This is a genomic window from Psychromicrobium xiongbiense (genome assembly GCF_030271165.1).
Lineage (GTDB): Bacteria > Actinomycetota > Actinomycetes > Actinomycetales > Micrococcaceae > Renibacterium > Renibacterium xiongbiense.
In genome coordinates this window covers 188,108-208,102 of sequence record NZ_JASSZH010000009.1, presented here as the reverse complement: position 1 = coordinate 208,102, position 19,995 = coordinate 188,108, and the positions used below count along the sequence as shown (strand labels likewise).

Below are 19,995 nucleotides of genomic sequence, written 5' to 3'. Positions count from 1 at the left end.
TCCACTTTACGCATAGACGGTTTTCCTCATTCCATTTGGCGGCACCGATCCGTGCCGATGCCTCCGCGGATAAAGTGTTGACGAGAAAGCGATAATCGCTGCACTGCCAGATATGACCAGGAAGGGGCGGAGCAATGAGGCTGTGGAACAGGGCGCCGAGACTCAGCAGCGACCAGGGCATCCCTGAGCTGGCGCACCCGGAACATGTGCTGATTCACCCGCTGCAACCTGAGTTTCTCTCGGACGGCCTCAGACTGGCGCAGTCCCGCTGGCAGGTCGAGGTGGAGATGATCGGTGGCCCGCGGCAGCCCACCTGGATTCGCAGCAGGGCAAGACCTCTATCCCGTTTCCTGGGTCTCGTAGCGGGCTCCCCGGTGCCGGGATTGATCGATCTGGATGATCCAACGACGCCTTACTTGGTGGAGCCGCCCTACGGCTACCGAATCCCGATCCCGGACCCCGCGACGGCAGCCCTCTGGGTGGAGCGTGACCGCCGGAGCAGGGAGCTGCGTCACCGGTACCCTGTTCCGCCGCTCGCAGATCTCGTGAAGAGATTTCAGGGTGTTGCTGCCGATCCGACCGACGCCGCAGTGCGTTGGCGACTCTCCCTGCTCACCGCTGAGGAGGCGGCACAGATCCTCGACCGCGTGCGCGCGGAGGGTGAAGCCTGGGGGCTTGCCGATGCTCGGGTGGCGGCTGCTACCCCAATGGCGCTGAAACTCGGGCAGCAGATCCATTCCTGTCTGAGTCACCTGGGGGAGCTGGCCTCAACCTCTCCGCAGATCGACACCGAGCCACTGTTCTCGATGGGGATGAGCATTGCTCAGCGGTCGGTGATCGGGAGCGCTCAGCTGGATGACCTCCGGCGCATCGCGGATATCGACGCCTACTCGACGGTCATCCAGCCATTTCTGGATATCTGCGGCCCGCTCTGAGCCTGAATTCCCCGGCACTCATCAGACTTGTTGCCAGCGCGGCCTCTCAATCCCTCCAGTCGAAATCACGCCTCCGACTGGAGGGATTGGTGGAGGGATCGGGTGAGGAAATCGATCGCCACGCGCGGTGAACTCAGCACCGGAATGGTGAGGTCGGTCAGTCGTCGTTCGGCACCAGCCATGCTCGCCTGGGCGAGGACGATGACGTCCACCGAGTCGGCCAGGGTCCGTGCCGCATGCTCGATGCTGGCGTGGTAGCCGTTCAGATCGCCACTCTCGAACTGCGCCCAGGCGCCACTGGCCGTCACGAGGCTGATCTCGACATCGCGCTTCGCCTCTGCGGCGACCTCGGCCAGCAATGCACGCGTTGGCTCCAGGGTGGAGTTCAGGGCTGCGACGACGCCGATGCGCGGACTGATAGACACCGCCACGGCGGCGACGGCCATGGGTCGGTCCACGCGGATCACGGGGAAGTTGAGGTCAGCCCGCTCGGCGACATCGCCGATCGTGGAGCAGGTGCAACACACTAGATCCGCACCTTGCTGGTGGAGGGATTTCAGCTGTTCGGCGACCCTTCCGGCCACGGCCTCCGGACCGCTGGTCTGCGCGTCTGCGAGCAGGCTCTCATCGATTAGGTGCAGTGCTGGTGAATCAGGATGCGCGGTGGCAAGCAGGGCATCAAAAGTGGCGACGTGAACGGGCGAGGTATGCAGAAAGCCAAGGCGGGTCATCGGTTCATTATCCCTGCCCGTTGAGCCCTGCGGGCCGAGGTGTGAGATGAGAGGGGCGGGCGCTCGCTGTGCGCGAGACCGGGTCCGAATCATTCCGGCGCACGATCCGTCCTCCCGTGTTAGTCTGAACATGTTCAGTGAACCCGTTCAGTGAATCGATTTCCACGGCGAGGAGAAGGCGATGGTTACGGCCCGCGAGCAACTCAAACACGCGACCCAGCAGCGGGTCATCGCCGCCGCGGGCCAGCTGTTTGACCAACGCGGCTTCGCCGAGACAACGGTGCGGGACATCGCTGAGGCCAGCAACGTCAGCACCGGTAGCGTGATGGCGGTTGGGGACAAGAACACCCTGCTGATCCGGGTTTTTGACACCATGATTGCGGCGGAGCACGCCCAGCGCCGCGGTACCAAGGTCTCATCAACAGCGGTTGACGGACACACCTGCGTTGACCGTCTGACCAGTCTGACGCAACCATTCGTCGCGCTGTTCACGGAGAGTCCCGAGCTGGCCCGGTCCTACGCCTCAATCCTCGTATCCGGGACTCACACGTCGTTGTTGTTCGCCGATCTCGCGGCCCAGCTCGTCGAGGAGTTTCGTGCGGCGGTGACCCTGCACGGATGTACCTCGGAGGGTGACGCGCCAGCCACAGCGAGCGCTTTGTATTTCGCGTATGTCGGCACACTCTTCACCTGGTCGGCGCGTGGCCCGGCGGATCCGTCCGAACTCACTGCCAGCCTCCGCACCACCTTTACAGCGATCTGCACCTGCAAGGAGTGACCAAGGAGTGATTAGTGTGCCTCTGACCCCTGATCTGTGGTGGCCATCAGTGAGTCTCGCGCTCGTCCTGTTCATCGACGCGACTACGTCTGTGCGCCCACCGAAGTTCATCCGTGAGTGCCTCGATGGCGTCGGCTTTCCCCGTGAGTGGTGGTGGAGCCTCATCGTCATCAAAACCCTTGCGGTGGTCGGCCTCATTGTCGGCATCTGGATTCCCGGAATCGCCCTGGCCACCACTACCGGTGTGATCGTCTACTTTCTGGCTGCTGCCGCCGCACACATCCGTGCCCGCTTCACAGGGCGCGCGTTCTGGCTCAACTGCTGTGGAATGCTGGCGCTGTCGGTCGCGGTGCTTGTTCTCTCGTTCGTGGATTGAATTGAAGGGAGCAGGCGGACGGGATCCGCGCCGTGCAGTCTGTCCCCTTCCGCTTCAGGATGGCGTTGCGGCGGCTTCCTCCGGCCTACGGATGAATACGTACCAGATGACTAGCCCAAGGACGATGCCGATCATGGCGAGTCCGAGGACCCGGCACCCCCACAGCGCCCAGGTGATGGTGCTGTCGCCGGTGATCGCCATCAGGACGACATCGAAGGCTCCCGCATACGGCGGCCATCCACCCGCAGCTCCCTCGAGCGCGACGATCGAACAGGTGATCCACCCGGCCCAACTTCCCAACAGGCACCACAGCGCAACCTTCATGCCCCTGCGCATCTCTTTTTTCGGCATTTGGTCCTCCTGTGGGGTATCTTCCCGAAGTCACCTACAATATCTCCATGATTCTCACTTTCCCCGTCGGCGCCCAGGAACAGCATCTCGTGTCCTTCTCCTGGGATCAGTTCTGGGGGCGGCTCACCATTACGATCGATGGGCAAAGCGTGGTCGACACCGTCCGGATGTTCTCCTTGAGCACGGTCAAGGCCTGGGAGTTCGACGTTGGCCACGTTGAACGTCATCGGGTGCGGATCGAGAAGCACCGGCTGTTCTGTTCGCGGGCTTCCGACCGCAACCGGTCTATGCCTTCGTCGACGGTCAGCTGGTGGCGCAGTCCCCGGGCGCCGACGGCGTCTGAACAGGCCTCTGAATAGGGGCGGCGGCCCGCCTCCTGTCATTCACGCGCACTGGCAGTAAATTGGGTAGATCACCCGTTCCCGCGGAAAATCCCAGGAAAGTAGCAGCCAGTGCATCTGAAGAGTCTCACCGTGCGGGGCTTCAAGTCCTTTGCCTCGGCGACGACCTTCGACTTCGAACCCGGCGTCACCGCCGTCGTTGGGCCTAATGGTTCCGGAAAGTCCAATGTGGTGGACGCGCTCGCCTGGGTGATGGGAGAACAGGGCGCCAAAACTCTGCGCGGCGGCAAAATGGAAGACGTCATTTTCGCCGGGACCGCGGATCGGCCGCCGCTGGGCCGTGCTCAGGTCACCCTGACCATTGACAATGCCGATGGCGCCCTGCCGATTGACTACTCAGAGGTCACCATCTCGCGCACCCTGTTCCGCACCGGTGGCAGCGAATACGCCATCAATGGCGACGCCTGCCGCCTGCTGGACATCCAGGAGCTGCTCTCCGACTCCGGCCTGGGCCGCGAAATGCACGTCATCGTCGGCCAGGGGCAGCTGGACCGGGTGCTCCACGCCACGGCCGAGGACCGCCGGGGTTTCATCGAGGAGGCCGCCGGGATCCTCAAGCATCGCCGCAGGAAAGAAAAGACCCTGCGCAAGCTCGAGGCGATGCAGGGCAATCTGACCCGGCTGAGTGATCTCACCGCGGAGATTCGCCGTCAGCTCACCCCTCTGGGGCGCCAGGCGGAAGTGGCCCGGCGCGCGCAGAGCGTCCAGTTCGCCGTGCGCGATGCGCGGGCCCGGCTTCTGGCCGACGACCTGCTGACACTGCAAGAGGGTGCAGCCCAGGATGTGGCAGATGAGGCCGCTCTCAAGGCCCGTCGCGCCGAGGTCGAACGCGAGCTGGATGCCGTGCGGGAGCGCCAGGCGCAGCTGGAACAGGCCGCAGATGCGCTCAACCCGGTGCTGTCACAGGCCAGGGAAACCTGGTATCAACTCTCCACACAGCGGGAGAAGTTCCGCTCGCTGGCAGCCCTGGCCGCAGAACGTCGTCGTCTGCTCGGGTCAGTGAGTGCAGCACCGCAGGATCGTGATCCCGAACAGCTGAGCCGGCAAGCCGAGGCCGTGGAGGCTGAGGCCCAGGCCCAGGAGACCGAGGTTGGGGCCTGTCGGCTCAGTCTGGAGGCTGCCTCGGCGCATCGGGCCGAGGCTGAAGGGGCGGCCCGTGCAGAGGAGCAGCGGTTGACCGCACTACTGCGCGCCATGGCCGACCGGCGGGAAGGGTTGGCCCGGCTTGCCGGAAAGGTCGCCGCGGCGCGCTCCCGGGCCGAGGCCGCGGAGGCAGAGCTCGGGCGCCTGCGGGAACGGGAGAGTGCAGCGGCCAGTCGCAGGCTGCACGCCCAACAGGAATATGACGCCCTGGAAGGCCAGATTGCCGATGTCGAAGAGGGCGAAGAGTCTCTCGATGCTGACTACGAAGAGGCGCATCTGCTCCTGGTGGCAGCGGAGGAACGGCTAGAGGCTCTTCAGCAGGAACGAGGCGAGGTCGAAAGGGCCCGGGAGTCACTGCAGGCCCGTCGGGATGCACTCCGCCTGACGCTGGAGAGTCGCGACGGCAGTGAAGGGCTGCTCTCTGCCGGTCGCGCCGGTGTCCGGGGGAAGCTACTGGGCCGGCTCAGCATCCGGGCAGGGCATGAGCGCGCAATCGCCGCTGCCCTCGGGCCGCTCGCGGAGGCGATCCTGGTGGACGATGCGCGGACCGCGGCAGAGGCGCTCGACTGGGCGAAGGCGGACGATGCCGGCCAGCTGGAGCTGGTTATCGCCGGAACGGATCTGGACCCGGTGGCGGTCGATGCACCGACGACCGCGCTGCTGGCCCATCACCGCGAGCTGGCGGACACCGTTCCTGGGTCACAGATCGCACTCGACGCGATCGAGGAGGTGGAAGCCCGGGAGGGCGAGCCCGATCTGTGGGCCATGGTGCGATCCTTCCTGGCACCGGTAATTCTGGTTCCTGATCTGGACGTCGCCCAGTCGGTGCTGGAGCGCGGCAGCACTGGTCTATCTGCCACTGGCCCGGGTGCCGCCGGACTCGCCAGTGAACCGCTGCTCGTGGTGACCCGCGAAGGAGACGTGCTGGGGCGGCATCGGGCGCGGGGTGGGTCCATGGCCGCACCGTCGTCACTGGAAGTTCTGGCCGCAGTGGAAGACGCCGAGCAGCGCCTGGCCGGGCTCAGCGCCGAACTGGAGCGGAAGGCCTTTGCTCTTGCCCGCGCAGAGACGGAGCGAGCCGAGGCTGCGGAGCGTGCTGAGGCTGCGCTCGAGCGACTTCACGAATCTGATGCCCGGATGGCGGCCGTCGCGGAGCGGCTGGGGACCCTGGGTGGGGCACTGCGCTCGGCGGTGGCCGAGGGGGAGCGAAGTGCGGCGGCGATTGCGGTGGCTCAGGAGCAGATTGTCCGTGAACATGAGGCGCTCAATGAAATCAGTGGGAGGCTCCAGGCCGCCCAGGATGCGTCGCAGCCGGGCGAGGACCTGAAGGATGCTGAACCAGACACGAAACGGCGCGATGCTCTGGCACAGGCTGCCACCGATGCCCGCTCCGAAGAGGTGGACGCCCGGCTGGCCTTACGCAGTGCCGAGGACCAGCACACCGCGCTGATCAACCGGGCTGCCTCGCTGCGCAAAGCGGCCGCCGCGGAACGTCTGGCCCGGGCGAAGGCCGCAGAGCTGGCCCGGGTCCGCAAATTTCAGACGGCCAAAGCCGCTGCGGTGGCCCAGGCTGCCGAGCAGGCCATGGCCTATGCCGTCGTCTCGCAGGAGCGGGCCGAGCGTCACCGTGACACCGCAGAAGCTGAACGGGCCAGATACGAGGCGGAGCTGGGGGCGGTCCGCACTCGGGGAAACGTGCTGGGTGATGAGCTGAAGGCGCTCACCGATTCGGTGCACCGCGACGAGCTGGCCCGAGCCGCCCAGCAGCTGAAGATCGAGACGCTGGAAGGACGCGCCATTGAAGAGCTGGGCCTCACCCCGGATCATCTGATGGCCGAATACGGCCCGCATACCCTGGTGCCTGCCGGCCCGGGGGAGGGCGGGGCGAACGCCGACAAATGGGCAGCCCTGCGCGCGCCGGTTGATGAGAACGGCACAGAGATTGTTGAGGGTGTTCCTTTTGTTCGCCAGGAACAGGAGAAGCGGCTACGCAGGGCAGAACGGGACCTTGCCGCGCTGGGCAAGGTGAACCCGCTGGCTCTGGAGGAATTTGCGGCGTTGGAGGAACGGCACCAGTTCCTGTCCACACAACTGGAAGACCTCAAAGCAAGTCGTAAGGACCTGCTGGACATCATCCGGGACGTCGATGCGACGGTGGAAAAGGTATTCAGTGAGGCCTACGCGGATACTGCGGTGCAGTTTGAGCGGGTTTTCGAGGTGTTGTTCCCGGGTGGTCAGGGACGGCTGGTCCTGACCCATCCGGAGGATATGCTCGCCACCGGGGTGGAGGTGGAGGCCCGGCCTGCCGGGAAGAAAATCAAACGTCTCTCGCTGCTCTCCGGTGGTGAGCGCTCGCTGACGGCGGTGGCCCTGCTGGTGGCGATTTTCAAGGCACGGCCCTCGCCCTTCTATGTGATGGACGAGGTGGAGGCGGCGCTTGATGACACGAACCTGGGCCGTCTGCTGACCATCTTTGAGGAACTGCGTGCCTCCAGCCAACTGATTGTGATCACCCACCAGAAGCGGACCATGGAGATTGCCGATGCTCTCTACGGGGTCACCATGCGCGGCGATGGTGTGTCCACGGTGATCAGTCAGCGACTGGTGGGCGCGGGGGAGCCAGGATCCTGAGCTGAGGGCGTAGCGACCTCGATGCGGTAGCGCATCCATGAGAAGCTGGGACACGTGAACGAACCGTGGCTTTTCATCGTCTATATCATCGTCGGGCTCGCTGTGCTGGGTGGCCTGGCCACCGTGCTGGTCAAAACCTCCCGCAACCGCACCCACTACACCGGAACCCGGGACGCCAACGACCCGGCGCCGGGGGCGCCGCAGAGTGCCGGTGGCGCCGATGATGGTAACGGTGCCGATGGCGGCATACGGTCCGGCGTTGATCTGCTGCCGCGGCCGGTGGAGACCGACGTTGTCGAAGAACTGCCGACGGCAGCCGATCTCGCTCAGCTGGAGCGTCCGGAGGCACCGGCTGGTCGCCTGCAGCGTCTGCGCGCCCGCCTGGCGAAGTCCAACAACGCCCTCGGTAAGGGATTGCTGGCGCTGCTGTCCCGTGATCGCATCGATGAGGCGGTCTGGGACGAGATCGAAGAAACCCTGTTGCTGGCGGATATCGGCACCGAGCCGACCCTGGAACTTCTCGAGTCCCTGCGCGAACGCGTCAAGGTCATGGGCAGCAGAAATCCGCAAGAGGTTCAGGCCATGCTGCGCGAGGAGCTGGTGGCGCTGGTCGATCCGACGATGGACCGCTCGCTGGCCGTGAACCGAATCGCCGATCTGCCGGCGATCGTCCTGGTCGTGGGCGTCAACGGTGTCGGCAAGACCACCACGGTGGGCAAGCTGGCTCGTGTGCTGGTCGCGGAGGATAAAGACGTCATCCTGGGTGCAGCGGACACCTTCCGGGCCGCGGCAGCCGAGCAACTGGCCACCTGGGGTGCCAGGGTGGGTGTTCCCACGGTGAAGAGCGATGTCGACGGGGCAGACCCCGCCTCGGTCGCCTTTGAGGCCGTCAAGGCTGGCATTGACCAGGAATGCGATGTGGTGCTGGTGGACACCGCCGGGCGTCTGCAGAACAAAGTGGGTCTGATGGACGAGCTGGGCAAGGTCAAGCGCGTGATCGAGAAACAGGCTCCCGTCACCGAGGCCCTGCTGGTGCTCGACGCGACGACGGGCCAGAACGGGCTCAACCAGGCCAAAGTCTTCGCCGAGGTGGTCAACCTGACCGGCATCGTCCTGACCAAGCTGGACGGAACGGCCAAGGGCGGCATCGTGGTCGCGATCCAGAAGACGCTGGGTGTTCCGGTCAAACTGATCGGTCTGGGCGAGGGCCCGGATGATCTGGCCCCCTTCGACGCCGAACAGTTTGTGGATGCGATTCTGAACTAATCCGCACCCCCATCAAGGGCCCCAGAACCCGTCCCGATGATGCATCGGGACGGGTTCTGGCGTTCCACGAAACCTGTCTGAAACATTTCCGTCACTGGCAATTTACTCAGGGCTCCAGCCCGTAACATGCGCGCAACCTCACCCCGATTCTTCGGAAACACGGACCCGGGAGGATCGTCTCGACAACGTTAAACGCGTCGTGCAATCGCAATCACCGACGTACCACTGAGATGAAATAGAGGAGGGGCGTATTCATGAGTCCAGCATTGAATGCAGGGGACACTGCGTGGGTACTGGTTTCGGCCGCACTCGTGTTGCTGATGACACCCGGTCTGGCGTTTTTCTACGGCGGCATGACCCGCGCCAAGGGTGTGCTGAACATGATGATGATGAGTTTCGGGGCCATCGCCCTGGTCTCGGTCATCTGGATCCTGTTCGGGTACTCGATGGCCTTTGGCACCGACATCGGCAGCGGTATTCTGGGTAATCCTTTTGAGAAGCTCGGCCTGAACGGCGTCCTGACCACCTCCGGTGACGGGATTCCTCTGGCCGGAACGATTCCGGAAATCGCTTTTGTGGGTTTCCAGGCGGTGTTCGCCGTCATCACGGTCGCCCTGATCTCCGGCTCGATTGCTGATCGCGCAAAGTTCGGTGCGTGGATGGTCTTCGCGGGCGTCTGGGTCACCCTGGTGTACTTCCCGGTGGCGCACTGGGTCTTCGACTTCAACAAGGACGCCAATGGCAACCCGATCGGTGGTTGGATCGGTCAGGGGCTGGGCGTCATCGACTTTGCTGGCGGTACCGCCGTGCACATCAACGCCGGTGCTGCTGCCCTGGCCCTGGCCCTGGTTCTGGGCCGACGCAAGGGCTTCGGCAAGGATCCGAGCCACCGGCCTCACAACCTGCCCTTCGTGATGCTCGGTGCCGGCCTGCTCTGGTTCGGCTGGTTCGGCTTCAACGCAGGCTCCGCCCTGGCCGCCAACGCGACCGCCGGATACGCCTGGATCAACACCCTGGGTGCCCCGGCTGCAGCCACGCTGAGCTGGCTCCTCGTGGAGAAGATCCGCGATGGCCACGCAACCAGCCTGGGTGCTGCTTCCGGTGCCGTTGCCGGTCTGGTCGCCATCACCCCGGCAGCTGCCGCTGTCACCCCTGGCTGGGGAATCGTGCTGGGCCTGCTCGCCGGCGCAGTCTGTGCTCTGGCTGTTGGCCTGAAGTACAAGCTGGGTTACGACGATTCACTCGATGTGGTGGGCGTTCACCTGGTAGGTGGTCTGTTGGGCACGCTCTTCATCGGTCTGGCAGCGGACCCGGGATCGCCGTCCGCAGGCACCGGCCTGTTCTACGGTGGCGGCCTGGAGCTGCTGGGTAAGCAGGCCATCGGTTCCTTCGCCGTCCTGCTCTACTCCTTCGTGGTGGCGTTCATCCTGGGATGGATCATCAACAAGACCATGGGCTTCCGGATTTCCGAGGAACACGAGGTCAACGGCATCGACATCTCCATCCATGCGGAGACGGCCTACGAATTCGGTGGCCGGGTGGGCAGTGCTTTCCACCCGCACGCAGAAATCCTCCGCGTGCCCTCATCAGATGAAACCCAACCGATCAGCGACGAGACTAAGGTTCAAGCATGAAACTGATCACTGCCATCATCCGACCAGAAAAGCTTGATGACGTTCGCGGCGCCCTGGAGAGCTACGGCGTCCAGGGGCTGACCGTCAGCGCGGCAAATGGGTACGGCCGCCAACGCGGACATACCGAGGTCTACCGGGGAGCCGAGTACGTGGTGGACCTGCTGCCCAAGATTCGCATTGAGGTACTGGCCACCGATGAGCAGGTCGACGATATCGTCGACGTGATCATCTCCAGCTCCAACACCGGCCGCGCAGGCGACGGCAAGGTCTGGACCGTGGATGTTTACGAGGCCGTGCGGGTTCGCACCGGCGAGCGGGGCACTGCGGCCGTCTGACCTACCCTGATCTCCAGGGGCTGAATTCCTGGGGGAGGCTGCAACGCACTGAAGGGACTGTCCATTCGGACAGTCCCTTCAGTGTTTTTTGCTGATGTATAAAGCTGGGCTCGAGGTCGTCAGTCTTTTTCGGAGCTACTCGGCCAGTCGGCCGGGCCCGTGCTTCCTGCCGGGTAACTTTCCAGCGGCACCTCGTTCCTGGCCCAGGCCGCCAGCGTGGGGTCGACCAGTTTCCAGCACAATTCCGCGGTGTCCCCACGGACTGAGAGCAGAGGATCAGCGTTGAGGACGCCGTCCAGAACTTCGCCGTAGGGTAACAGTGGGTCGCCGGAGAGATTGGCAAGCAGGTGGGCCTTGTTGAGAGTGAAGAGGTCTCCGGGACCGTTGACGTCGAGGTCCAACTGGAGGGTATCGGGGCCAAATCCGATGTGCAGGCGCGTCGGTGAGTCCGTGCCGTGGAAGCCGGTGGGCAGATGAGGTACCGGTTTGAAGGTCACAATGGCTTCCTTGCGCGCCCGGCCCAGTGCCTTGCCGGAGCGCAGAATGAACGGTACCGAGGCCCAGCGCCAGTTGTTGATGGATACCTCCACCTCGGCGAGCGTCTCGGTGTCCAGGGCCGGGTCAACGCCCTGCTCCGCCGTGTAGTCGGCGACCTCCCTGCCGTTGATGCTCCCCGCGGTGTACCGCGCCCTGCGGGTACGGGCAGGATTGATGGACGCTGCGCGCAAGGCGGTGGCGATGCCGTCGCGGACATCCTGTTCGCCCAGCGTCGCCGGAGGCTCCATGGCCACCAGTGCCATGATCTGCAGCAGGTGGCTCTGGATCATATCGCGCAGGGCGCCCGCATGGTCGTAGTAACGTGCGCGGTTCTCCAGGGCGAGATCCTCGTCAAAGATGATCTCGACGCTTTCAACGTTCTCCGAGTTCCATAGCGGCTCAAAGAGTCGGTTGGCGAACCGCAGACCCAGAATATTGAACACCGTGGACTTGCCCAGGAAGTGATCCACCCGGTGGATGTGATCCTCGGGGACCAACTGAGCGAGCAACCGATTAAGTTCCCGTGCGGACTCCTCGGAGGACCCGAAGGGCTTCTCCATCACCAGTCGGGTTCCCTCCGGCAGGTCGGAGGCCTGAAGCGCTGCGCACGCCGCCTGGCTGACCGCGGGAGGCAAGGCGAAATAGACGGCAATCGGAGCGGGGAGGGTGGCCAGCAGGGCTGCCAGCTCACCGGGCGCCGTGACGTCCACCTGGTGGTAGCTGGTGCTGGCGCGGACGGCATCGAGCGCTTCGGCGCCACCGTTTGTTGCGCCATCGTGCGCCGGGTTGAAACACTCATCGACACGCTGAAGCCACTGTTCGGCCGTCCAGGCATCGCTTCCCGCGCCGACCAGCGTCAGATCGCCGGCCCGGCCCGAGGCCACCAGGCGGGCCACGCCGGGCAGGAGCAGCCGCCCGGTGAGGTCACCGGAGGCGCCGAGAATCAGAAGGGTTCGAATGGACCGGGCATCATGGGCCCGGGAAATTGAGGTGCTCACTGGTTCAGCATCTCAGATGGAGCGGCTTCTGTGCAGGAGCAGGCTTGGTATCCTTGAAAGTCGATCCAACACCCCTGTTCTAGACCTCGTGCGAAAGATAACTTCTGGTGTTCAACTCCCTTTCAGACCGGCTTGCTGCAACCTTCAAGAATCTGCGCGGCAAGGGCAGGCTTTCCGAAGCCGATGTCGATGCCACAGTGCGGGAGATTCGTCGCGCACTGCTGGACGCCGATGTCGCCGTGCCGGTGGTCCGCGAGTTCACCGCGAAAGTGCGGGAGCGGGCACTGGGTGCCGAGGTCAACGCCGCGCTGAATCCCGCTCAGCAGATCGTCAAGATCGTCAATGAAGAGCTGGTGGAGATCCTGGGCGGCCAGACCCGCCGGATCCGCCTGGCGAAAAACCCGCCGACCGTCATCATGCTCGCTGGCCTGCAGGGCGCCGGTAAGACTACTCTGGCTGGCAAGTTGTCCAAATGGTTGAGGGGCCAAGGCCACTCACCGCTGCTGGTCGCGGCCGATTTGCAGCGGCCCAACGCCGTCACTCAGCTCCAGGTCAACGGCGAGCGGGCCGGAGTGCCGGTCTTCGCGCCGCATCCTGGCGTCTCCTCGGAATTTGAAGTTGCCACCGGGGATCCGGTAGCCGTAGCCCGCGCCGGTGTTGCCGAGGCTCGGGCCAAACTCCATGACGTCGTCATCGTTGATACGGCCGGCCGTCTGGGTGTTGATGCGGAGCTGATGCAGCAGGCTGCGGATATCCGCGCTGCCATCAACCCGGACGAGGTCCTTTTCGTCATTGATGCGATGATCGGCCAGGACGCCGTGGCCACCGCGCAGGCCTTCGACGAGGGAGTCAACTTCACCGGCATCGTGCTCTCCAAGCTCGATGGCGATGCGCGCGGTGGTGCCGCGCTCTCCGTGGCGACGGTCACTGGCAAACCGGTGATGTTCGCGTCTACGGGCGAGTCGCTGGACGATTTCGAAATCTTCCACCCGGACCGGATGGCCTCGCGCATCCTGGACATGGGTGATGTGCTCAGCCTGATTGAGCAGGCCGAGCGCAACTGGGATAAGGATGAAGCCGCCCGGATGGCGAAGAAGTTCGCCGATCAGGAGGACTTCACGCTGGAGGACTTCCTCTCCCAGATGCAGCAGATCCGCAAAATGGGCTCGATGAAGAAGATGCTCATGATGATGCCGGGTGCCCAGAACATCCGCCAGCAGCTGGAGCAGTTCGACGAACGGGAGATTGACCGGGTGGAGGCGATCGTCCGCTCGATGACTCCTCACGAGCGGGTCGCACCGAAGATCATCAACGGTTCGCGCCGGGCGCGCATCGCCCGTGGTTCCGGCGTGCACGTCTCTGAAGTGAACGGCCTGCTGGAGCGTTTTGGTCAGGCCCAGAAGATGATGAAAAAGATGGCCGCTGGTGGCGGGATTCCCGGGATGCCGGGAATGCCGGGTCCGGGCGGCTTCGGTGGCGCTCGCAGAAATGCCAAGAATGCGCCGAAGAAGAAGGCGCGCTCCGGCAATCCGGCCAAAGCAGCCCAGGAATTGCGCGAGGCACAGGAGCGCGCCGCCAACCGGGCCAGCACCCAGTCGGCCAACGCCGCAGCGGGGAACTCGTTCGGTATGCCGGAGGGGGATCTTGATCCCTCGGCGTTCAACCTCCCCAAGGGTTTTGACAAGTTCCTCGGGAAGTAAATCCTTGCCGTTACGCTCTCACGGTACTGCCGAGCGTCGACGCGTCGTTCTGGTCCATGGTTCCGGTGCCTTCGGTGCTGCGGCCTGGCCCGCGCAGCACACGCTCGCGGGTCGCTTCGATACGCTCTTCCTGCGCCGCACAGGCTTTGACCCGGTGGCGGAGCCGGTTGCCACTGACTTTGAGGCCGATGCGCGGATGGTGATCGACCATCTGCAGGCCGGCGGCTTTGCAGGTGGGCAGGTGGTAGCCCATTCACAAGGCGCCGTTGCCGCCATGATGGCCGCTTTGCAGCGTCCGGATCTGGTGCAGTCGCTCATTCTGTGTGAGCCTGCCTGCCTCTCGCTCACGCAGGATCTGCCAGCCACAGCCGCTCATATTCAGCTTCTGCAGCCGGTGTTTGATCGCCGTGCGGATCTCAGCGATGAACAGTTCCACCGGGAATTCGGCCGCCTGGTCTACGGTCGTGACGCGCGCCCGCTGGATTCCTCGTCTGCGGAGGAGCTGCGATCCGCGCACCGGCTGCGGTTGCAGAGTCCACCCTGGGAAGCCCCGCTGTCGATTGTGCCGGGTGTGCCCACTCTGGTGCTCACCGGTGGCTGGGAGCCGATGTACGAGGAAGTGGCGGACTATCTGGTCAGCACCGGAGCGGAGCATAGGGTGGTGGGTGGCGGACACCGGCCGCAGGACACCGCGGCCGGGCAGACGGCGATTCGTGAGTTTCTCTCCCGCTGACGTTTCTGGTTGATGGCGGGTCCGGCGTGATGCGCCCGCAGCTGCCGCATACCACCGGATAGGCTGCCTGGATGGAGCTCAGGATTCGCCCCGCCACACCGCAGGACTATGCGCTGTTGCCGGAGATTGAGACTGCCGCGGATGCGGTGCTGAACATGCCCGGGCTTCCCACCGCCTCCTCGGTGCAGGATTACCGTGAGGCCATCATGGTGCTGGTGGCTGAGGAATCGGGCAAGATCTGTGGCTTTGCGAGACTTGATGAGGTGGACGACCAGTCGCACCTTGAACAGTTGTCGGTGCCTCCGGAACATGGCCGTCGGGGGATCGGCCGGAGCCTGGTGTCGGCAGCGCAGCACTGGGCGCAGCAGCAGGGATACCGAACGATGACGCTGTGCACCTTCAGCGAGGTGCCTTTCAATGCGCCGTTCTATGCCCGGTGTGGTTTTGTGGCGGAAATACCGCAGTCGCCGGGGCTGATTGCTCTTCGCGCACGGGAGGCGGCCCTCGGACTCGACGCCCTGGGCGCCCGGGTCGTGATGCGGTGTGCCGTCATCGACCGTGGGGAACGTTAGGGTGGAGTCGAGCGGCGCGGTGCCGCAACAATGGTTCTGAGTGCTTCCAGTGCTTTCGATCTAAGGAGCGTCATTCGTGTCAGCATCGTCGGAATTGTTTCTAGCCACTCATCGTCAGGCCAGCGACTACGCACGCGGCAAAGGCGCTGCCCCTGAACACCGGGCGGAGTTGGGTGAGGTCAGCGATCTGGATCTGGAGATTCTGGGCACGCTCGCCGCCCAGACGGTTCACGCTCAGGGCGTGGAGACAGAGCTGGGTCTGGTCGACATCGACCTCGACAACCTGCTGGTGGTCCCCGACGCGGTGACCGAGATCTGGGCCGAGCTGGGTGTTCTGGAAGATCCTGAGGACTTCACCGAGTTGGCGGCCCGCTGGGCTGCCACCGAGGAGCTGGACACTACCACCGAGCTCGCCGAGGGCTGGCTGCGACAGATCTCCCGTCTGGCCAGCCAGGTGATCGCCGCCGACGAATCGGCACGGGTGGCCCTGTACTTCGTGCAGTAAGTTCGCCTGGTGCGGAACCATCTGGCATAATGGACAGGTACTCGATCCGCGTGGACCCTCTCTCCGCGCGTGACGTGTCCTCAGAACCCCCTGATCGGCCCGCCCCACGGGAGCGTGACAAGGGTTCGACTCATACTGAACCAGGAGTGACCACAAAAGTGGCCGTTAAGATTCGCCTTAAGCGCTTCGGCAAGATGCGCGCCCCGTACTACCGCATCGTCGTGGCTGATTCGCGCACCAAGCGCGATGGCCGTGCCATCGAAGAAATCGGCAAGTACCACCCGATTGAGAACCCCTCCTTCATCGAGGTCAACTCCGAGCGGGCCCAGTACTGGCTGTCCGTGGGTGCTCAGCCCACTGAGCAGGTTGCCCAGATCTTCAAGATCACCGGTGACTGGCAGAAATTCAAGGGCCTCACAGGCTCTGAAGGTCGCCTGAAGACCAAGGTTGCCAAGGATGTTTTCGTTGCTCCGGAGAAGAGCTCCGTGATCATCAAGGAAGCCATCACGCCCAAGAAGAAGGCCGAAGAGGTCGAGACTTCAGCGGACGCCGAGGCCAGCACGGAAACCACCGAGGCTGAGTAACTTGCTCAGTGAGGCTCTGGAACACCTTGTCCGAGGTATTGTCGACAACCCTGACGACGTGAGCGTGAGCTTGCGTAACAACCGTCGCGGCGAGACTCTGGAAGTCCGGGTTCACCCGGATGACCTGGGGCGCGTCATCGGCCGTCAGGGTCGCACTGCCCGGGCACTCCGCACCGTGGTCGCTGCCCTTCCGGGTGGCAGCCAGGTCCGGGTTGACGTGGTGGATACCGACCGACAGCGCTAGTCTCTGGCCTCGTGCATTTTTGCAGAGAACCTCGTAATGGCTCCGGCACCCTGGGTGCTGGAGCCATTACTTTTTCAGCCCGCCCATTCACCCCTCAGGAGTATCCATGCAGGTCCATGTAGCCAGGATCGGTAAACCGCACGGCATCCGTGGAGCAGTCACCGTGGAAGTTCTCACCGACAACCCGGAAGAGCGCTTCGTTCCCGGCGCAGTCTTCGCCACGGATCCGGCCAGCCACGGCACGCTGACTGTCGCCTCGGCCCGGTGGAACAAGGCCATCCTGCTCCTGGAGTTCGAGGAAATCGTTGACCGCAGCGCCGCCGAGGCGCTGCGTGGGGCGCGGCTGTTACTCGAGACAGCTGATGAAGAGGGCGATGATGAAGAGGGCTGGTACGAGCGCGAGCTTCAGGGCCTGAGCGTCCGGGTGGGGGACCGGGTGGTCGGCACGGTTGCGGCATTGCAGACGATGCCGGCCCAGGACCTGCTGGTGGTGAAGACGACCTCGGGTGCCGAGGTTCTGGTGCCCTTTGTCGAGGAAATCGTCCCGGAGGTCAGCGTGACCGGTGGGTACATCGTGCTCAACCCGCCCGGCGGTCTGTTCGATCTGAACAGCGACGATGAGCAGCCAGATGATGAGCAGGGCAGCGATTCGCCAGCTTCTCAGGCACCCGACGGTGACGAAGGCTGAGCAATGCGCTGTGATGTCTTCAGCATCTTTCCGGACTATCTGAGCCCACTGAATCTCAGCCTGATGGGCAAGGCCCAGGCCGAGGGCCTGGTTGACCTGTCGGTTCACGACCTGCGTGACTTCACCACCGATCGTCATCGCAGTGTCGATGACACGCCCTACGGCGGCGGTGCTGGCATGGTGATGGCGGCTGAGCCCTGGGCACGTGCTCTCGAATCGGTGATTCCTGCAGGGTCGGAGGTGCAGCGTCCCACGCTGATTGTTCCCTCCCCGGCGGGAGAGGTGTTCACTCAGGCCCGGGCCGAGGAGCTGGCCACCGAGGACCATCTGGTCTTCGCCTGCGGACGCTATGAGGGCATCGATGAGCGGGTGCTGGAATGGGCAGCCGGGCATTTCGTCGTCCGACCAATGAGTCTGGGGGACTACGTCCTCAACGGTGGAGAAGTGGCCGTGCTGGCCATGGTGGAGGCGATTGTCCGGCTGATTCCCGGCGTCGTCGGCAACCCTCTCTCGCTGGTCGAGGAATCGCATCAGGACGGCCTGCTGGAGTACCCGGTGTACACCAAGCCCTCCCGGTGGCGAGAGGCGGACGTTCCGGAGGTTCTGCTTTCTGGCAACCACGCGAAGATCGCGCGGTTCCGTCGCGATGAACAACTCCGTCGTACGGCTGCGCGCCGTCCGGACCTGATCGCCAGGCTGGATCCGGCTCAGCTGGACCGAAATGACCTGGAGATCCTGCATATCGAAGGATTTGCCGTCCAGAATGGTGCCGTGCGGTCTGTAGCCTCCGACCCGGGAGAAAATTAGCCCCAGCTCCGCCCATGTGGCAGAATGGATCGTTGTGTCTGCTGGTCTGTTCCTGCCACAGGGGGAGTCAGACCTGGTCAGCGGATACACCGGTTCGCCTCTCTGGCATGAACCGGTTCTCTCATTCTTCGGCCTGGTCTTGTTGACCAGCGGCCGTCAGACCAAGGTGGATGACCTGTGGCGTTCACTGGAGATGCATTATGCACATCCTCGATTCCGTTGACGCAGCCAGCCTGCGCAGCGACATCCCCGCTTTCCGTGCTGGCGACACCCTCAAGGTGCACGTGAACATCATTGAAGGCAACCGGTCCCGCGTCCAGGTTTTCCAGGGCTTCGTGGTCGGCCGTCAGGGCGATGGCGTTCGCGAAACCTTCACGGTTCGCAAGGTCTCCTTCGGTGTTGGTGTGGAGCGTACCTTCCCGGTGCACTCCCCGATCATCGAGAAGATCGAGGTCGTCACCCGTGGCGACGTTCGCCGGGCCAAGCTCTACTACATGCGCGAGCTGCGTGGTAAGGCTGCCAAGATCAAGGAAAAGCGTGACAACGCTCCGGTCAAGGACGCCAAGACTAAGTAGTCGGCCGTCCTGACTGATTTTTGATGTCGACATCCTCAACAGAACGCCGGTCCAGGAAACTGGGCTGGCGTTCTGTTTTGGTCATGATACTGGTCGTTGTGCTGCTCAGCAGCCTGATCCGGGCGCTCTGGATCGAGACCTATGCCATCCCCTCCGGGTCCATGGAGCCGCTGTTCCTGCCCGGAGACCGGGTCGCCGTCTCCCGGACGGACTACACCTTCGGCGCACTGCACCGTGGAGATGTGCTGGTTTTTGACGGTCGTGGGTCCTTTGACCCGCTGAATTCCGGCCGGGGCGCCACGCTGGATGCCTTGGCCGGACTGGGCCAGTTCCTGGGTGTGGTGGGCAGCGACACGGTCTATGTGAAGCGCGTCATCGGGCTGCCCGGGGACCACGTGGTCTGTTGCACGGCCGCCGGGAAGCTCTCTGTGAACGGGGCTCCGCTCGATGAGCCTTATCTGTACCCGGGGGATGCTCCGAGCGAGACCCACTTCGACGTGGTGGTGCCCGCAGGCCGGCTCTGGGTGATGGGGGACCACCGCTCGGTCTCTGTCGACTCACGGTCCCTCCTGGGTGCTCCGGGCGGCGGATTCGTTGCACGGGACCGGGTGATCGGGCGGCCGATTCAGATTGTCTGGCCGCTGGGCCGGTTCACCGGTGTGGGGCGGATTCAGCTTGGCACCGATCCTGGCGCCTCGGCAGGTCAACTGTGATGGCGGCTGCTCGGGCTCAGAGGGCCACCCTTGATCCGAAGAGTGCCCCCACACTGGCCAGGGAGCGGTCCCTGATGGCGCAGGGAGCCAGGTATATCGCCGGGGTCGATGAAGTGGGCCGTGGCGCTCTGGCCGGTCCGGTGAGCGTCGGACTGGTGGTGATCGACGCTTCGCACCAGCAGCCCCTTGTCGGCGTGAGGGATTCCAAGCTGCTCTCCGCGAAGGAGCGTCAGGAGTTGGTTCCGCTGATTCAGCGCTGGGCCGTCGGATACGCCGTGGGGCATGCCAGTGCTGCGGACATCGACCGCCACGGATTGACCGCTGCACTGCGGATGGCGGGAGGTCGCGCCTGGCAGCAAGTGAGCCAGGCCGGACTACTGGTGGATGCTGTGCTGCTGGATGGCTCGCACAACTGGCTTTCCCCTCCTGAGGACGATCTTTTTGCTGCCCTGGTACCGGACGATGGCGGCCCGGAGGAACGGCCGGTCGCGGCGGTGGAGGTCCCGGTGACTACGGTGGTGAAGGGCGATCTGAGTTGTCTGAGCATCGCTGCCGCCAGCGTTCTGGCCAAAGTCGAACGTGACGAGCTGCTGGCTGGGCTGGACCAGCAATATCCCGCCTACGGCTGGAAGGTCAACAAGGGATACGCCACAGCCGCGCATCGAGCGGCCATCGCCAGCCATGGGGTCAGCGAATGGCACCGGCAGAGCTGGCGGCTGACCAGTTCCTGAGTGCTGTGGGGGCGATGCCGACGGAGA

At 64.1% G+C, this 19,995-nt stretch carries 22 protein-coding genes; 19 read left to right on the top strand and 3 right to left on the bottom strand.

Translation table 11 applies throughout. The features are described from left to right. Positions 1-134: 134 nt before the first annotated feature. Complete coding sequence (locus QQM37_RS03650) at positions 135-935, top strand: hypothetical protein (RefSeq protein ID WP_285725100.1); 801 nt, start codon at positions 135-137, stop codon at positions 933-935. Between the two features lie 65 nt (positions 936-1,000). Here QQM37_RS03650 and QQM37_RS03645 read toward each other — a convergent pair whose 3' ends face one another. Then, complete coding sequence (locus QQM37_RS03645; RefSeq protein ID WP_285725098.1) at positions 1,001-1,666, bottom strand: aspartate/glutamate racemase family protein; 666 nt, start codon at positions 1,664-1,666, stop codon at positions 1,001-1,003. Positions 1,667-1,847: 181 nt separating this feature from the next. Here QQM37_RS03645 and QQM37_RS03640 point away from each other — a divergent pair, with 181 nt between their 5' ends. Together QQM37_RS03640 and QQM37_RS03635 are read left to right on the top strand one after the other, a co-directional pair. Continuing rightward, positions 1,848-2,444, top strand: coding sequence for a TetR/AcrR family transcriptional regulator (locus QQM37_RS03640; protein WP_285725096.1), 597 nt, complete (start codon positions 1,848-1,850; stop codon positions 2,442-2,444). Positions 2,445-2,460: 16 nt separating this feature from the next. Then, positions 2,461-2,820 (top strand): DoxX family protein, encoded by a 360-nt coding sequence (locus QQM37_RS03635; protein WP_285725094.1) that lies wholly within the window; start codon positions 2,461-2,463, stop codon positions 2,818-2,820. A 54-nt stretch (positions 2,821-2,874) separates the two neighbouring features. On the opposite strand, the gene QQM37_RS03630 is transcribed toward QQM37_RS03635, so the two are convergent. After that, positions 2,875-3,171, bottom strand: a complete 297-nt coding sequence (locus QQM37_RS03630; RefSeq protein WP_285725092.1) for a hypothetical protein — start codon at positions 3,169-3,171, stop codon at positions 2,875-2,877. 47 nt (positions 3,172-3,218) lie between these two features. Here QQM37_RS03630 and QQM37_RS03625 point away from each other — a divergent pair, with 47 nt between their 5' ends. The 5 genes from QQM37_RS03625 (at position 3,219) to QQM37_RS03605 (ending at position 10,581) form a co-directional block, all read left to right on the top strand. Next, on the top strand, positions 3,219-3,530 hold the full coding sequence (locus QQM37_RS03625; protein WP_285725090.1) for a hypothetical protein: 312 nt from the start codon (positions 3,219-3,221) through the stop codon (positions 3,528-3,530). 93 nt (positions 3,531-3,623) lie between these two features. Next, positions 3,624-7,346: a chromosome segregation protein SMC gene (smc, locus tag QQM37_RS03620; protein WP_285725088.1), complete on the top strand. Its 3,723-nt coding sequence runs from the start codon at positions 3,624-3,626 to the stop codon at positions 7,344-7,346. Between the two features lie 54 nt (positions 7,347-7,400). Then, complete coding sequence (gene ftsY / locus QQM37_RS03615) at positions 7,401-8,612, top strand: signal recognition particle-docking protein FtsY (protein ID WP_285725085.1); 1,212 nt, start codon at positions 7,401-7,403, stop codon at positions 8,610-8,612. A 254-nt stretch (positions 8,613-8,866) separates the two neighbouring features. After that, positions 8,867-10,246 (top strand): ammonium transporter, encoded by a 1,380-nt coding sequence (locus tag QQM37_RS03610; protein ID WP_285725083.1) that lies wholly within the window; start codon positions 8,867-8,869, stop codon positions 10,244-10,246. Next, positions 10,243-10,581 (top strand): P-II family nitrogen regulator, encoded by a 339-nt coding sequence (locus QQM37_RS03605; protein WP_285725081.1) that lies wholly within the window; start codon positions 10,243-10,245, stop codon positions 10,579-10,581. The genes QQM37_RS03610 and QQM37_RS03605 overlap by 4 nt, the downstream gene beginning before the upstream one ends. Before the next feature lie 119 nt (positions 10,582-10,700). Here QQM37_RS03605 and QQM37_RS03600 read toward each other — a convergent pair whose 3' ends face one another. Next, entirely contained in the window at positions 10,701-12,116 is a 1,416-nt protein-coding gene (locus QQM37_RS03600) for a glucose-6-phosphate dehydrogenase (protein ID WP_285725079.1), read from the bottom strand. A gap of 107 nt (positions 12,117-12,223) precedes the next feature. Between QQM37_RS03600 and ffh the strand changes: the two genes are divergently transcribed. The 11 genes from ffh (at position 12,224) to QQM37_RS03545 (ending at position 19,968) form a co-directional block, all read left to right on the top strand. After that, a complete protein-coding gene (ffh, locus tag QQM37_RS03595; RefSeq protein WP_285725077.1) occupies positions 12,224-13,816 on the top strand; it encodes a signal recognition particle protein in 1,593 nt (530 codons plus the stop codon). A 4-nt stretch (positions 13,817-13,820) separates the two neighbouring features. Then, complete coding sequence (locus tag QQM37_RS03590; RefSeq protein ID WP_285725075.1) at positions 13,821-14,549, top strand: alpha/beta fold hydrolase; 729 nt, start codon at positions 13,821-13,823, stop codon at positions 14,547-14,549. Positions 14,550-14,620: 71 nt separating this feature from the next. Beyond that, complete coding sequence (locus tag QQM37_RS03585) at positions 14,621-15,121, top strand: GNAT family N-acetyltransferase (RefSeq protein ID WP_285725073.1); 501 nt, start codon at positions 14,621-14,623, stop codon at positions 15,119-15,121. 76 nt (positions 15,122-15,197) lie between these two features. Further along, positions 15,198-15,626, top strand: a complete 429-nt coding sequence (locus QQM37_RS03580) for a hypothetical protein (protein WP_285725072.1) — start codon at positions 15,198-15,200, stop codon at positions 15,624-15,626. Between the two features lie 158 nt (positions 15,627-15,784). Next, on the top strand, positions 15,785-16,210 hold the full coding sequence (gene rpsP / locus QQM37_RS03575; RefSeq protein ID WP_285725414.1) for a 30S ribosomal protein S16: 426 nt from the start codon (positions 15,785-15,787) through the stop codon (positions 16,208-16,210). Position 16,211: 1 nt separating this feature from the next. Continuing rightward, positions 16,212-16,454 (top strand): RNA-binding protein, encoded by a 243-nt coding sequence (locus tag QQM37_RS03570; RefSeq protein ID WP_285725070.1) that lies wholly within the window; start codon positions 16,212-16,214, stop codon positions 16,452-16,454. A gap of 106 nt (positions 16,455-16,560) precedes the next feature. Continuing rightward, positions 16,561-17,142: a ribosome maturation factor RimM gene (gene rimM / locus QQM37_RS03565; protein WP_285725068.1), complete on the top strand. Its 582-nt coding sequence runs from the start codon at positions 16,561-16,563 to the stop codon at positions 17,140-17,142. Between the two features lie 3 nt (positions 17,143-17,145). Further along, on the top strand, positions 17,146-17,949 hold the full coding sequence (trmD, locus tag QQM37_RS03560) for a tRNA (guanosine(37)-N1)-methyltransferase TrmD (protein ID WP_285725066.1): 804 nt from the start codon (positions 17,146-17,148) through the stop codon (positions 17,947-17,949). A 200-nt stretch (positions 17,950-18,149) separates the two neighbouring features. Continuing rightward, positions 18,150-18,524 carry a 50S ribosomal protein L19 gene (gene rplS, locus QQM37_RS03555; protein WP_285725064.1) on the top strand — a complete coding sequence of 125 codons (375 nt, stop codon included), beginning with the start codon at positions 18,150-18,152 and terminating at the stop codon, positions 18,522-18,524. Between the two features lie 23 nt (positions 18,525-18,547). Then, positions 18,548-19,237, top strand: a complete 690-nt coding sequence (gene lepB / locus QQM37_RS03550) for a signal peptidase I (protein ID WP_285725062.1) — start codon at positions 18,548-18,550, stop codon at positions 19,235-19,237. Further along, positions 19,237-19,968, top strand: a complete 732-nt coding sequence (locus QQM37_RS03545; protein WP_285725060.1) for a ribonuclease HII — start codon at positions 19,237-19,239, stop codon at positions 19,966-19,968. Before lepB ends, QQM37_RS03545 begins: the two co-directional genes overlap by 1 nt. The last annotated feature ends 27 nt before the right edge of the window (positions 19,969-19,995 follow it).

What these genes read in the sequence shown, in the direction of transcription:
- QQM37_RS03650 (WP_285725100.1), top strand. Translation starts at nt 135, where the DNA reads ATGAGGCTGTGGAACAGGGCGCCGAGACTCAGCAGCGACCAGGGCATC.
- QQM37_RS03645 (WP_285725098.1), bottom strand. Translation starts at nt 1,666, where the DNA reads ATGACCCGCCTTGGCTTTCTGCATACCTCGCCCGTTCACGTCGCCACT.
- QQM37_RS03640 (WP_285725096.1), top strand. Translation starts at nt 1,848, where the DNA reads ATGGTTACGGCCCGCGAGCAACTCAAACACGCGACCCAGCAGCGGGTC.
- QQM37_RS03630 (WP_285725092.1), bottom strand. Translation starts at nt 3,171, where the DNA reads ATGCCGAAAAAAGAGATGCGCAGGGGCATGAAGGTTGCGCTGTGGTGC.
- QQM37_RS03625 (WP_285725090.1), top strand. Translation starts at nt 3,219, where the DNA reads ATGATTCTCACTTTCCCCGTCGGCGCCCAGGAACAGCATCTCGTGTCC.
- QQM37_RS03610 (WP_285725083.1), top strand. Translation starts at nt 8,867, where the DNA reads ATGAGTCCAGCATTGAATGCAGGGGACACTGCGTGGGTACTGGTTTCG.
- QQM37_RS03605 (WP_285725081.1), top strand. Translation starts at nt 10,243, where the DNA reads ATGAAACTGATCACTGCCATCATCCGACCAGAAAAGCTTGATGACGTT.
- QQM37_RS03585 (WP_285725073.1), top strand. Translation starts at nt 14,621, where the DNA reads ATGGAGCTCAGGATTCGCCCCGCCACACCGCAGGACTATGCGCTGTTG.
- rimM (WP_285725068.1), top strand. Translation starts at nt 16,561, where the DNA reads ATGCAGGTCCATGTAGCCAGGATCGGTAAACCGCACGGCATCCGTGGA.
- trmD (WP_285725066.1), top strand. Translation starts at nt 17,146, where the DNA reads ATGCGCTGTGATGTCTTCAGCATCTTTCCGGACTATCTGAGCCCACTG.
- rplS (WP_285725064.1), top strand. Translation starts at nt 18,150, where the DNA reads ATGCACATCCTCGATTCCGTTGACGCAGCCAGCCTGCGCAGCGACATC.
- lepB (WP_285725062.1), top strand. Translation starts at nt 18,548, where the DNA reads ATGTCGACATCCTCAACAGAACGCCGGTCCAGGAAACTGGGCTGGCGT.
- QQM37_RS03545 (WP_285725060.1), top strand. Translation starts at nt 19,237, where the DNA reads ATGGCGGCTGCTCGGGCTCAGAGGGCCACCCTTGATCCGAAGAGTGCC.